Below are 12,986 nucleotides of genomic sequence, written 5' to 3'. Positions count from 1 at the left end.
TTGAGGCACGCGGCGGGCCGCCCATAGGATGCGACGCGTGGTGGGGGACACGCGCAAGGACGTCATGCCTGCACTCGAGCTGGACCGCGTCCTGCTCCGGACGAAGCTGAGCGCCCCGCGGCCGCCTGCGGAGTTCGCCAGCCGTCGTGACGTCATCGACCGCGCTCGCACGAGCGGCGCCGGCATCGTCGGCATCAGCGCCCCGGCCGGATACGGCAAGACCACCCTGCTCGCGGAGTGGGCCGCGACCGAGACCCGCCCGGTCGCCTGGGTGTCCCTCGATCGCTTCGACGACGATCCGGCCGCCCTGCTCGCGCTGATCGCCACCGCCCTCTCCCCCGTCGTCCCGGAGATGGCCGCGATCGTCCCCGAGATGGGCGGCATGAACCTCGGCCCGCTCGCCCGTTCCGCCCCGCTCCTGGCCTCGACCATGACGAACGCGCCGACGCCGTTCGTGCTCCTCGTCGACGATCTCCACGAGGTCGACTCGCCAGCCTGCCAGGACGTCCTCGAGGTGGCGCTCTCGGGCGTCCCCGCCGGTTCCCAGGCCGTGCTCGCGGGTCGGCACGAGCAGGCGCACCTCGTCCGTCGGCGCGCGGAGGGCCAGACATGGGAGGTCGGCGCCGCCGACCTGCGAGCGGATGTCGCGGCGGCCCGGGTCATCTTCGAGACGGTCGGCGTCTCGCGAACCGACGCGGAACTCGGCGCGCTCGTGGAGCGGAGCGAGGGGTGGCTCGTCGGCCTCGTCCTCGCGGCGATGGTCGCGCGTGACGGCGGCCCCGGCGCGTCGATCGCCGGCGACGACCGATTCGTCGCCGACTACCTGTACCGGGAATGCGTGCGGAGCCTGTCGGAGGACGCGCAGCGCTTCCTCCGTCGCACCTCGATCCTCGAGCAGATGTCCGGTGCCGTGTGCGACGCGGTCCTCGAACGCTCGGACTCGACCGCGATGCTCCGAGAACTCGAGGCCGCCGGGCTCTTCCTCGTCCCGCTCGATCATCGACGCGGGTGGTACCGGTACCACGGGCTCTTCCGCGAATTCCTGCGCGCCGAGCTCGACCGCACCGAGGCGGCGCTCGCCGGGGACCTCGACCGCCGTGCCGCGGGCTGGTACGAACGGAACGGACTGCCCGCCCGGGCCATCGAGCACCTCCTCGCCGCGGGCGACCGCTCGCGCGCGGTGCACCTCGTCGCAGAACGCTCGCTGCCCACCTACCAGGCCGGTCAGGTGACCGTCGTGAACCGGTGGCTCACCGAGCTCGGCGAGCACGCGGTCTCGTCCTACCCGCCCCTGGCGGTGCTCGCCGCCTGGGAGGCGGTGCTCACGGGCCGGACGGCGGATGCCGAGCGCTGGGCGGATGTCGTCGAGCGCGCGTCGTACGACGCGATGCCCGCCGACGACCAGCCCGAGTTCGAGTCGGCCCGCGCGATGCTCCGCTCGGCCATGCTGGCCGACGGCCCGGACCGAGCCGCCGCCGACGCGGAGTTCGCCGTCGAGACCGAACCGGTGTGGAGCCCGTGGCGCGACCAGGCGCTGCACCTCGCCGGCGTGGCGGGCCTGCTCACCGATCGCACCGCGCACGCCGCCAGCGCGTTCGCCGAGGCCCTCGAGCAGGCGACCTCGATGGGCAATGCCGACTCGGTCGTGCTCAGCGCGCCCGAGCTCGCGCTCATGGCGCTCGACAAGGGCCGAGAAGAGGAGTCCGAACGGTGGTCGGCCGTGGCCCTCGAGGCGATCGACGCCCACCACATGGACGGCTACCCGACGGCGGCGCTCGCGCAGGCCGTCGGTGCCCGCCTCGCCATGCGTCGCGGTCACGACGAGACGGCCGACCGGCTGCTGGCGCGCGCGATGCGCGCCAGAGTCGGCTGCACGTACGTCCTGCCCTACCTGGCCGTCAAGGTCCGCCTCCAGCTCGCGATGGCCTACCGCGAGCTGGACCAGCGCACGACGGCCATGCACCTCCTCCGTGAGATCGAGGACGTGCTGGCGCACCGACCGCGGATGGGCCGCCTGGTCGACGAGGTCGCCGAGTTCCGTCGCCGATCGGAGGGGTCCGCCGGGGCGAGCGGAGGGACGCCGTTGACGCCGGCCGAGCTCCGCCTCCTGCCGTACCTCCAGACGCACCTCACGCTCGCCGAGATCGGCCGGCGCCTGTTCATCTCACGGAACACGGTCAGCTCCGAGGTCGGTTCCATCTACCGCAAGCTGCGGGTCACGACGCGCGGCGACGCCGTGGCGCGGGCGGTCTCGCTCGGCCTGCTCGGCGCCTGAGGAGCGCCGACTCGCGCCGACGCCGGGCGGCGCGACCCAGCGGCACGCGAGCCGGCCCGGGCGATCAGTACTCGTCCCCCACTGCGAGTCCGACGTCGCAGCCCAGTGCGAGCGCCAGCTTCGGGGCGGCCGCGACGACCCGGGCCAGCCCGACGACGGGCGCGACCGCGACCAGCACGTCGACGATCTCGGTCGGGCTCGCCCCGGCGCCGACGGCGGCGTCGGCCTCCGCACCGAACGAGGGCTCCGCTCCGCCGACGGCCACGAGGGCCGCGATGCGGGCGAGTGCGAACGTCTTCCCATCGAGCGCCGCCGCGTCCGCGAACTCGGCGTCGATGCGTTCGTCGTTGAAGGTGAACCGGCGCAATCGTTCGGCGTAGTCCACGGCACCACCCCTCTCCGGGTCGGGCACTCGCGTGCGTCGGCACAGTCCACCGCTCCGGTCGGCGCGCCGCATCACCCGAAACGCGTGAACCCGGCGTCGGCGGTCGGTTCACCCGATTCGGGTGATGCGGTCCGGCGATGCGCCGCCGTAGCGTGCCCGCGACGGGGGCGCGAGCGTGGATCGCGGCCGTCGCAGACCACTGGGAGACGTCGCCGCAGGACTCGGGTCCGTCGCGGCGCGGAGGGGACGACACCATGACCGACGACGCACGCGACCCGGTGATCGGCCCGCCGCTCCCGCCGGCACGGACGCTGCCGTTCCCGCCGCCGAAGTCCGGCAGCGTCGCCGGCCGCACGATGCAGGAGTCGACGTACAGCCCGCGGCCGCCCGAACGGCACCTGCCGGCCGACGCACCGAACATCCTCGTCATCCTGATCGACGACGCCGGACCGGCGCTGCCCACGACGCTCGGCGGCGCGGTGCGCACTCCGACGCTCGACCGCATCCGCGCGGGCGGCGTCGGCTACAACCGCTTCCACACGACGGCGATGTGCTCGCCGACGCGCGCCTCGCTGCTGACCGGTCGCAACCACCACCGCGTCGGCAACGGCCAGATCGCCGAGCTCGCGAACGACTGGGACGGCTATTCGGGCCACATCCCGAAGAGCAGCGCGACGATCGCCGAGGTGCTGCGCCAGTACGGCTACTCGACGGGCGCGTGGGGCAAGTGGCACAACACGCCCGCCGAGGAGACGACGATCGCCGGTCCGTACGACCGCTGGCCGACCGGGTACGGATTCGAGTACTTCTACGGGTTCCTCGCCGGCGAGGCCTCCCAGTACGAACCGAACCTCGTGCGCAACACGACCTCGGTGCTGCCGCCCAAGTCGCCCGAGGAGGGCTACCACCTCAGCGAGGACATCGCCGACGACGCGATGTCGTGGCTGCGCGACCACAAGGCGCTGAAGCCTGACCAGCCCTTCTTCATGTACTGGGCGACGGGCGCGCTGCACGGCCCGCACCACATCATGAAGGAGTGGGCGGACCGGTACGCCGGGGCGTTCGACGACGGCTGGGACGCCTACCGCGAGCGGGCGCACGAGGGGGCGAAGGCGGCCGGATGGATCCCGGAGGACGCCGAACTCACGCCGCGCCCGGAGAGCCTGGCCGCGTGGGACGACATCCCCGAGCACCAGAAGCCCTTCCAGCGCCGTCTCATGGAGGTCGCGGCCGGCTTCGGCGAGCACGCCGACGTGCAGGCGGGCCGGCTCATCGACGAGGTCGAGCGGCTCGGCTACGGCGACGACACGATCATCATCTACATCTGGGGCGACAACGGCTCGTCGGGTGAGGGCCAGAACGGCACGATCAGCGAGCTGCTCGCGCAGAACATGATCCCGTCGACGGTCGACCAGCACCTCGCGGCGCTCGACGAGCTCGGCGGCCTCGACGTGCTCGGCTCCCCGCTGACCGACAACCAGTACCACGCCGCGTGGGCGTGGGCCGGCTCCTCCCCGTACCAGGGCATGAAGCTGCTGGCCTCGCACCTCGGCGGCACGCGCAACCCGATGTTCGTGCAGTGGCCGGCGCGCATCGAGCCCGACGCCGTGCCGCGCACGCAGTTCCACCACGTCGTGGACGTCGTGCCGACGATCTACGAGATCCTCGGCATCTCGCATCCCGAGGTCGTCAACGGCATCCCGCAGGACCCGATCGACGGCATCAGCCTCGCGTACTCGATCGACGACGCGGATGCCGCGGGCCGCCGCCGCACCCAGTACTTCGAGATCATGGGCAGCCGTTCCATCTACGCCGACGGCTGGATGGCGTCGGCCCTCGGCCCGCGCCTGCCGTGGGTGCAGGGCGCGCCTCCCGGCATCCGCACCTGGACGCCCGACCAGGACCGCTGGGAGCTCTACGACCTCGAGCACGACTGGAGCCAGGCCCGCGACGTCGCCGCGCAGCATCCGGAGAAGCTCGCCGAACTCAGGGAGCTATTCGCCATCGAGGCGGCGCGCAACGACGCGCTCCCGATCGGCGGCGGGCTCTGGGTCGTCGCACTGCACCCGGAGGATCGGATCGCGCCGCCGTACACGGAGTGGGAGTTCAGCGGCGACACCGTGCGCGTGCCGGAGTTCTGCGCACCGGCCCTCGGCAACCGGCCCAACACGGTGACCATGCAGCTGCACCTGCCGGAGCGCGCCGACGGCGTGCTCTACAAGCTCGGCGGCACCGGCGGCGGGCTCACGTGCTTCCTGGTCGACGGCGTGCTGACCTACGAGTACAACCTCTTCCTGGTCCAGCGCACGGTGATCGCGTCGGCCTCGCCGCTTCCCGCGGGCGACGTGACGCTCGAGGTCGAGACCTCGTACGTCGAGCCGCGGCCGGGCGGACCGCTGAAGGTCGTGCTCCGCGTGGACGGCAGCGAGGTGGCGTCGGGCACCGTGCCCGTGAGCGCGCCGCTGCTCTTCTCGGCGAACGACTGCCTCGACATCGGTCGCGCGTACGGCGGCCCCGTGTCGCGGCAGTACGCCGACCGGATGCCGTTCGCGTTCGAGGGCCGCATCGACCGGGTCCACGTCGCCTACCCGCAGCCGTCGGGGGCGTGATCCCGCCATGAGGTGGAGACGGGATCGGGCGTCGTCGTCGGCCGAGCGCGGCCCGAACCCGGGTGCGGTCGCCGGCGCGGTCGCCGCAGGCGACGGCAGCGGGACCGGCGAGGAGGTCGCCCCGCCGACGCCTCCGGTCCCGGTGCACCGCAACGCGTTCATCATGATGGGCATCGGCGGGGCGGTGCTCGCGGCCTTCGGGCTCGCGGCGATCGCGCCGATCTTCGCCCCGGTGTTCTTCGCAGTGGTGCTGACGATCTGCGTGCACCCGCTGCGCGACGCGATCGAGCGCCGAGGCATCCCGAGGGGCATCGCGACGGGATCGGTGATCCTGGCCGTCCTGGCGATCCTCGTCGTCTTCGGGTACGCCGTCCTCGTGGCCTTCGGCCAGTTCGGCGCGCTGCTCCCGCAGTTCGAGCCCGAGATCGAGGACTGGCTCGGCGATGTCGCGACGTGGCTGGCATCGATCGGCATCACCGCGGACCAGATCGCCGCGCTGGGTGCGGACTTCGATCCCTCCGCGCTCGTCGGGTTCATCGGTGGGCTGGTCGGCGGGCTCACCGGCTCGTTCACGCTGCTCGTGATCGTCTTCACGATGCTGCTCCTGCTCGCGATGGATGCCGCGTTCCTCCCGACCCTGCTCCGGCAGCTGCGGCCGCACCGCCCGATCGTCGTGGAGGCGTTGGCCGGCTACGCGTCCGGAGTTCGGCGGTACATGGTCGTGACGACCCTCCTCGGCCTGGTGCAGGGCTTCCTGAACTGGGTGGCGCTCCTCCTGCTCGGGGTTCCCGGGGCGTTCATCTGGGGCCTGCTGTCGTTCCTCTGCAGCTTCATCCCGAACATCGGCTACTTCATCGCGATCATCCCGCCCGTCATCTTCGGAGGCCTGGTGGGCGGATGGCCCATCGTGATCGCCGTCGTCGTGATTTACGGCCTCGTGAACGCCGTCGTGCAATCCGTCGTCCAGCCGCGCGTCGTCGGCAACGCGGTGTCCCTGAGCCAGGGCATCACGTTCTTCTCGGTGCTGTTCTGGGCGCTCGTCATCGGCCCGATCGGCGCCGTCCTCGCCATCCCGCTGACGCTGCTCGTTCGCGTGCTGCTCATCGACACGAATCCCTCGATGGCCTGGATGCGCCCGCTCCTCGGCGATCTCGGCGAGGCCAAGGACGCCATGGCGGCATCCGACGCCGAACTCAAGGCGGCTCGCGCCGCCCGGCGCGCCGAACGGTCGCAGTCCGCGCGGCCCGGCGAGCGCGGCTGAACACGCCGGCAGCGGCGGTCGACGATGCAGACGCTGCCGGCGATCGGGCACCGGCTCCAGGTCGCCGACGCTCAGGCCGCGGTCGGTCGGTCGGTACCGGTCTCCTCCGGTTCGGCCTTCCGTGGCGCGAGGAAGAGATTCGCGAGGTAGCCGGTGAAGGTGCCGAAGATGCCCACGCCGACGACGATCATCAGGGCGCCGGCGAATCGACCCGCGTTCGTGACGGGGTACTCGTCGCCGTATCCGACCGTCGAGATGGTGACGATGGTGTACCACAGAGCGTCCGACGCCGAGGTGATGTTCGCACCGGGAGCGCGCTGTTCGAGGTAGAGCATCGTGAGGCTGCCGAACTGCAGTACCAGCACGCCCATGAGGAGGAGTGCGTAGAGTGCGCTTCCCGCCCGGTCCCGAACGAGCGTGCGCCAGATCGTGCGGGCACCGAGCTCTCGGAACAGGCGCACGACCCGCACGATCCGGAACAGCCGGAGGATCTTGAGCTGTGCGAACGGCAGGCTCGCGAGCAGGTCCGCCCATCCGAAGTGACGGAAGAAGTAGGCGCCTCGCTGCGGAGCGGTCGCCAGCCGGTACACGAAGTCGATGAGGAAGATCGCGCTGAACAGCGCGTTCATCACCTGGAGCACAGTGTCGAGCGCGTCGTCGGCCAGCGCGTACATCAGGACGAGGTTGACGATCGAGAGCACGGAGAGCGCCCCGACGAAGATCTCGTATCCCGTGCTCTTCAGCTCGCTGCGCGGCTTCGCCATGCACGGAGTGTGGCACGGGTTCGCCGGTCGGCATGGGAGCCACGTGGGGCGCGCGCCACCGATTCGGCTCGGCGATGGGCCCACGCCCCGCTCGAGGGTCATTCCACGCGGGTGATCTCCCCGGCGCGCCAGCTCTTGTCGAAGAAGGCCGCCGTCGGACTGTAGAACCGCAGGATCGCGAAGAACCCCCTGGAGGGATCGGTCTGCAGCCAGTTCGATGCCCGCCCCTCCGGCTCGTCAGGTCCGAGGTGGATCACCGTCGAACCGTCCTCCTCTTCCCGGACGTCGCCGACCTGGCTGCCGATGTCGGGGTACCGCTGACCGGTCTGCAGCATCGAGCGTGTCTGGCGGTCGTAGATCATGATCGACCAGAACCGGGCCTGCGGAATGCCGGCCGGCAGGGTCAGCCGATAGGTGCGGGACCCGTCGAGGTACTCGCCGTCGGCGTCGCGCACCGCGATCAGGTACTGCGATCCGATGCCGGTCAGCCGCATGCACATCGCCGGGGTAATGCCGGTGTAGGGATAGAAGAAGGCGATGCGCGCGTTCAGCTTCCGGGCGCCGTCGTCCGGCACGGCAACCACGCCCTCGGGCGTGATCTCCGGCGGCGGGGCGAGGAACTCGTACCCTCCGAGGAAGAGCATGTTCATCCACTGCGACCCCTCGTAGTAGGCGAACCCCTCCTCCTCACGCGGGGCGAACGACACCGTCCTCGCCGTGGCGTTCCCCACGGCGACCGCCTCGTCGAGCACGCGACGCATCCGCTCGTCGGGAGCGAAGGGCGATCCCTTCGAGATTCCGAGCGCGGCGAACAGTCCGAGGACATCCGGGTCGCCGGCACCCGAGGGCTGCGACTGGATGAAGTCGTGCATGTGCTCCCAGTACGATGCGTCGTTCGGCGGCACGGTGTTGAACGCCACCCCGGAACCTTCGACGAACGTCGTCTCGGTCGGCGGTTCGACCGGCGTGAGCGGGGCTCCGCCTCCGAGGAACGTCGCCACCGACGTCCCGGCACCTCCGGGCCGGTACGGGCTGATGCGCAGGCCCTCTCGGATGGCGGCCGCCGGACGCTCGGGATCACCGTCGATCATGAACGCGCGCAGCAGCGCGATCACGTGCGTGGTCCGGGCGTGCGAGACGTGGAACCCGCTGTCCGGGAGTACGCCGTCGTGGCCGGGACCGACGATGAGGTAGCGTCCCCCGGTCCCCCGGTCGGGCCCGGGCACGCCGACATCCGTGACCCACCGGAACCACAGGTCGTCGATGGTGCCGAGGATGGCCGAACCCTCGGGCATCCTCGGCACGTCGAGGATCATCGGTCCGTCCGTCAGGTCGAGGAAGCTGAGCGCGTACACCGTGTCGCAGTTCGCAGTCAGGAACACGGACTGCGAATCCATCAGCTCCGAGAAGAGGAGCACCGAGTGGTCCTCGACGCCGATCGAGCGGAGACCCCGGTGGATGGCATGCATCGACGCTCCCGGATAGCCGCTCAGGAACGCCTGGACCCCGTACACGAAGTCGAGGTGGTCGTAGACCCGGCCCGCGGTCTCCGCGGTGGGCGCACCGTCCACGAACTCGAGCCGCCCGATGCGGCTCTCCACGTGGTCCGGGGTGGAGATGGAGTCGCGGAACGCGTCGGTTCCGTGCTGGTCGTTGGTGGTCATCGCGTCCCCCTCGGCGCGAGCCGCCGGCCGGTTTGCAGGGCTCGCGCATGTCGCACGGTACGACCGGTGCCGAGGACCGGCATCATGCGATGTGCGTGAATGAGCCGGCTCCGGACTCCGGCAGGGGGACGACGAAGCGGATGCCGCGGGCACGACGTGCGCCCGCGGCATCCGCTCTTCGTCTCATCGCGCCGTCACGGCGCGACCCGGCCTCCCGAGGCCGGCCGACCTCAGGAGGTCAGGGAGTCGACGTACTCCTGGTTGTCGGCGATCCACTGCTCCACGATGGGGCCGTAGTCGTCGGTGTCGTTCTCGTTGAACATGGCGTTCTCGAGCGAGTAGAGCAGCTCGCTGTCCATCTGGAAGTCCTTCAGCCAGCCGCTGAGCGTCGGGAAGTTCTCCTCGAAGCTCTTGCCGCCGAACGAGTGGATGCCCTCGGCGTCGCCGAGCATGCCCTCGGGGTCCTCGAGGTCCTTGATGGGGAACGCGTCGTAGGCCCAGTGCGGGCGCCACAGCGTCACGGCGATGTTCTCGCCCGCGTCGGTCGCGGCGGTGAGCTCGGCGAGCATGGCCGGGGTCGACGAGGTGAGGTACTCCATGCCGTCGAGGCCGTAGGTCGGGATGACGCTCTCGGTCGTGACGCGGTTGAGACCCGAGCCCGGCTCGATGCCGACGAGGCGGTTGCCGAAGGCGTCGGCGTTCGCGGCGAGGTCGGCGAGGGAGTCGACGGGCGCGTCCTCGTTCACGGCGATGGTGAGCTTGGCGTCCTCGTTCCAGGCGCCGAGGTCGACGAGCTCGTCGCCGTACTCGTCGATGTAGTCCTGGTGCGTGATCGGCAGCCAGGTGTCGAGCACGACGTCGTAGTCGTCGTCGCTCAGGCCCTGGTAGACGGGGGCGACGTCGGCGTACTCGAGCTCGACGTCGTAGCCCTGCTCCTCGAGCACGGCCTTCCAGAGCTCGCTCGCGGCGATGCCCTCGTCCCAGCCGTTGAACACGGCGATCGTGAGGTCTTGCCGGTCGCCGTTGTCGAGCGTCTCGGCGTCGGCGTCGGCACCGGAGGCGCAGCCGGAGAGCACGAGGGCCGCGGCGCCGCCGAGGGCGAGCGTGGGGATCAGGTGACGCTTGGTCATTGCAGGGTGTTTCCTTTCCTCCCGTGTGCTGTGGCACGGGTGTTGGGGATGGTTCCGCGCGCGGGTCCGCGCGGGCATGCCGGACACCGCGGCATCGCCGGAGCGGGCGCCGTGGTGACCGGATGGTCTGGTTACGTGGTCGCCACGGGCGCCGGCTCGTCGGCGGGGCGCGCCGCCGCGACATCCGCTCGCTTCGATCGGAACGACCGCTTCGTGCGGCCACCCCCGAACGCGCCCGTGATGCGATCGAGCACGATCGCGAGGATCACGACCGACAGGCCGGCCTCGAAGCCGAGCCCGACGTCGATGCGCGTGAGCGACTGCACGACGTCGCCACCGAGCCCGCCCGCACCGACCATGCCGGCGATGACGACCATCGAGAGCGAGAGCATGATCACCTGATTCACGCCCGCCATGATCGACGGCATCGCGAGCGGCAGCTGGATCTGCCGGAGGATGCGCGACGGCGAGGAGCCGAACGCGTGCCCGGCCTCGACGACCTCGCGGTCGACGCCGCGGATGCCGAGCTCGGTGAGGCGCACGCCGGGGGCCATCGCGAACACGATCGTCGCGACGATGCCGGGCACGACGCCGACGCGGAACAGGATCAGCGCAGGGATCAGGTAGACGAAGGCCGGCATCGTCTGCATGAAGTCGAGGATCGGGCGGATGACGCGGCTCGCCACGTCGTTCCGTGCGGCGAGGATGCCGAGCGGGATCGCGATCACGACGGCGATCGCACTCGAGACGAGCACGAGCGCGAGGGTGTCCATCGCGTTCGCCCACTGGTCGACGCCCACGATCACGAGGAGGCCGACGAGCGTGCCGACGGCGAGCTTCCAGCCCTTCGCGAACCAGGCGATCGCAGCGATCACGACGATCACCGCCCAGAAGGGCGGGGTCGACAGGATGACGTCGACGAGGTCGTAGAACCCGGCGAAGATCGCGCGGATGACGTCGAACAACGCGCCGAGCGCGTCGGTGAGGACGTCGATGACCGCCTCGGCGACGTCTCCCAGGGGGAGGCGGAACTCGTTCATGCGCGGCTCCCCTCGGTCGCGGCGTGGTGGTGGTCTGCGGGGAGCTCGCTCTCGCCCGGGTCCGTCCCGTGCAGCGTGGCCGTGATGACCTCGACGGGCACGGTCGCGGGCGGATCGACGACCGTGATCTCGCCGGTCGAGGGCGCGACGTTGCCGAGCGCCGCGAGCAGCGTCACGCGCGGAACGGCGCCGAGCAGCCGGTGGCGCTCGTCGACGACGGCGAGCGGGAGCTCCTGCTCGACCGAGCTGCCGAGCAGGTCGGCGAGGTGGACGTCGGGGCCGACGGTCGCGATGTCGTCGCGGATCGCGGAGTCGAGGCTGCGCTCGCCGCGCTGGACGAGGCGGAGCACCTCGCGGTCGTGCGCGACGCCGAGCAGGCGCCGGCCGGGGGCGACGACGAGGACCGTCGACGTCTGCAGGTCGCGCATCGCGCGCAGCGCTGCGCGCGGTCCGGCGCTCGACGACACGATCGCGCGAGGCGCCTCCATCACGTTCCCGGCCGTGAGCACGCGGGCGCGGTCGACGTCCTGCACGAACTGCGCGACGTAGTCGTCGGCGGGATCGGTGAGGATCTCCTCGGCCGTGCCGAGCTGCACGATCCGGCCGTCGCGCATGACGGCGATGCGGTCGCCGAGGAACATGGCCTCGTTGAGGTCGTGCGTGATGAAGACGATCGTCTTGCCGAGCTCCTGCTGCAGCTCGACGAGCTGCTCCTGCATCTCGCGGCGGATGAGCGGGTCGAGGGCGGAGAACGCCTCGTCCATGAGCAGGATGTCGGTGTCCGCGGCGAGCGCGCGGGCGAGCCCCACGCGCTGCTGCATGCCGCCCGAGAGCTCCGACGGCAGCTTGTCGCCCCAACCGCCCAGGCCGACGCGGTCGAGCACGCGCGTGGCGCGCTCTCGACGTTCGTCGGCCGGTACGCCCTGGATCTCGAGGCCGTAGGCGGCGTTGTCGAGCACCGTGCGGTGCGGCAGCAGGGCGAAGTGCTGGAAGACCATCGAGACGTGGTCCCGGCGGATGGCACGCAGTCGCTTCGGCGAGACGCCGGTGATCCGCTCCCCCATGACCTCGACCGATCCGGCGGTGGGTTCGAGCAGGCCGTTGAGCATACGGATCAGCGTCGACTTGCCGGAACCGGAGAGGCCCATGACGACGAAGATCTCGCCTCGGCGGACGTCGAACTCGGCGTCGACGACCGCAGCGGTGCCGAGGTGGGCGACGTCATCACGAGTCGCCCCGTCGGCGAGGCGCCGGAGGGCCTCGGACGGCCGACGGCCGAAGAAGCGGGTGAGGCCGCGCACCTCGAGCGCGGGCGGCGCGTGGCGCGCGGCGGCCGCGGCGGCGGGGTCGGAGGACGTGGCGGACTTCGCCGCCGCCGTGGTGTCGGCGGGCGCGTCCGGGGAGGTGCCGGGCGGCGCGGCGACATCCGTGGTCGCGACGCCGTCCTCGGGGGGAACGGATGATTCGAGCATGTGTGCGGGCACTCCGAGGCGCGCTCGACGCGCCGGCCATGGTGCGCTGCGGCCGACGAGCAGGAGCGTACTCAGGGTCACGGCCGGGTTCCGCGCGATCCGGGAGACGGGGCTCGAGCCGCGGCGTTGCTGTGCACCGGGCGAGCACCGAATCCAGCGCATCCGGCCGTCCGGGCCGGATACCACGCAAGGAACCGTACGACCCCGGCGGGCACTCGAGGGAGTGCCGGGCGGCGGGGGCGCGGACTGGGCGGGCTGGTCCACGTGGACCGTCGTCAACCGTATCCACGTGTTCGACGTGTTGTCGAATCGTGGCAACCGAAACGGTGCTGACCGGGACTTTCGCGGTCGACCTGGGCGGACCTCGGCGGGCGGCGCCCGTGGGA

General features: G+C 71.3%; 9 protein-coding genes. 3 read left to right on the top strand and 6 right to left on the bottom strand.

The window, feature by feature from the left end; all coding sequences use genetic code 11:
• The first annotated feature begins 37 nt into the window (after positions 1-37).
• Positions 38-2,275 carry a LuxR C-terminal-related transcriptional regulator gene (locus ACIQH8_RS16450; RefSeq protein ID WP_401000623.1) on the top strand — a complete coding sequence of 746 codons (2,238 nt, stop codon included), beginning with the start codon at positions 38-40 and terminating at the stop codon, positions 2,273-2,275.
• A gap of 64 nt (positions 2,276-2,339) precedes the next feature.
• On the opposite strand, the gene ACIQH8_RS16445 is transcribed toward ACIQH8_RS16450, so the two are convergent.
• Positions 2,340-2,660 (bottom strand): carboxymuconolactone decarboxylase family protein, encoded by a 321-nt coding sequence (locus tag ACIQH8_RS16445; protein ID WP_401000621.1) that lies wholly within the window; start codon positions 2,658-2,660, stop codon positions 2,340-2,342.
• 254 nt (positions 2,661-2,914) lie between these two features.
• On the opposite strand from ACIQH8_RS16445, the gene ACIQH8_RS16440 reads away from it, so the two are divergent.
• Positions 2,915-5,269: an arylsulfatase gene (locus ACIQH8_RS16440; protein WP_401000619.1), complete on the top strand. Its 2,355-nt coding sequence runs from the start codon at positions 2,915-2,917 to the stop codon at positions 5,267-5,269.
• A 7-nt stretch (positions 5,270-5,276) separates the two neighbouring features.
• Positions 5,277-6,530, top strand: coding sequence for an AI-2E family transporter (locus ACIQH8_RS16435; protein ID WP_401000617.1), 1,254 nt, complete (start codon positions 5,277-5,279; stop codon positions 6,528-6,530).
• Positions 6,531-6,601: 71 nt separating this feature from the next.
• On the opposite strand, the gene ACIQH8_RS16430 is transcribed toward ACIQH8_RS16435, so the two are convergent.
• The 5 genes from ACIQH8_RS16430 to ACIQH8_RS16410 all read right to left on the bottom strand — a co-directional run bounded on the left by ACIQH8_RS16430 (position 6,602) and on the right by ACIQH8_RS16410 (position 12,600).
• Positions 6,602-7,294: an ion transporter gene (locus ACIQH8_RS16430; RefSeq protein ID WP_401000615.1), complete on the bottom strand. Its 693-nt coding sequence runs from the start codon at positions 7,292-7,294 to the stop codon at positions 6,602-6,604.
• Between the two features lie 98 nt (positions 7,295-7,392).
• Positions 7,393-8,958: a DUF1254 domain-containing protein gene (locus ACIQH8_RS16425; protein ID WP_401000613.1), complete on the bottom strand. Its 1,566-nt coding sequence runs from the start codon at positions 8,956-8,958 to the stop codon at positions 7,393-7,395.
• 230 nt (positions 8,959-9,188) lie between these two features.
• The gene (locus ACIQH8_RS16420) at positions 9,189-10,088 is read right to left on the bottom strand and encodes a glycine betaine ABC transporter substrate-binding protein (protein ID WP_401000611.1); all 900 of its coding nucleotides are present in this window, start codon (positions 10,086-10,088) and stop codon (positions 9,189-9,191) included.
• Positions 10,089-10,219: 131 nt separating this feature from the next.
• Positions 10,220-11,128, bottom strand: a complete 909-nt coding sequence (locus ACIQH8_RS16415) for an ABC transporter permease (protein WP_401000609.1) — start codon at positions 11,126-11,128, stop codon at positions 10,220-10,222.
• Entirely contained in the window at positions 11,125-12,600 is a 1,476-nt protein-coding gene (locus tag ACIQH8_RS16410) for a glycine betaine/L-proline ABC transporter ATP-binding protein (RefSeq protein WP_401000607.1), read from the bottom strand. The genes ACIQH8_RS16415 and ACIQH8_RS16410 overlap by 4 nt, the downstream gene beginning before the upstream one ends.
• Between the last annotated feature and the right edge of the window lie 386 nt (positions 12,601-12,986).

The organism is Agromyces sp. GXQ0307 (assembly GCF_044769845.1).
In the GTDB taxonomy this organism is placed as follows: Bacteria; Actinomycetota; Actinomycetes; order Actinomycetales; family Microbacteriaceae; genus Agromyces.
Note: the sequence above shows the minus strand (reverse complement) of the source record. Positions and strands in the feature narration are given on the sequence as shown.

Bases quoted from the DNA above. Each gene is read 5' to 3' on its own strand.
- ACIQH8_RS16425 (WP_401000613.1), bottom strand. From the start codon at position 8,958: ATGACCACCAACGACCAGCACGGAACCGACGCGTTCCGCGACTCCATC.
- ACIQH8_RS16430 (WP_401000615.1), bottom strand. From the start codon at position 7,294: ATGGCGAAGCCGCGCAGCGAGCTGAAGAGCACGGGATACGAGATCTTC.
- ACIQH8_RS16415 (WP_401000609.1), bottom strand. From the start codon at position 11,128: ATGAACGAGTTCCGCCTCCCCCTGGGAGACGTCGCCGAGGCGGTCATC.
- ACIQH8_RS16440 (WP_401000619.1), top strand. From the start codon at position 2,915: ATGACCGACGACGCACGCGACCCGGTGATCGGCCCGCCGCTCCCGCCG.
- ACIQH8_RS16435 (WP_401000617.1), top strand. From the start codon at position 5,277: ATGAGGTGGAGACGGGATCGGGCGTCGTCGTCGGCCGAGCGCGGCCCG.
- ACIQH8_RS16420 (WP_401000611.1), bottom strand. From the start codon at position 10,088: ATGACCAAGCGTCACCTGATCCCCACGCTCGCCCTCGGCGGCGCCGCG.
- ACIQH8_RS16410 (WP_401000607.1), bottom strand. From the start codon at position 12,600: ATGCTCGAATCATCCGTTCCCCCCGAGGACGGCGTCGCGACCACGGAT.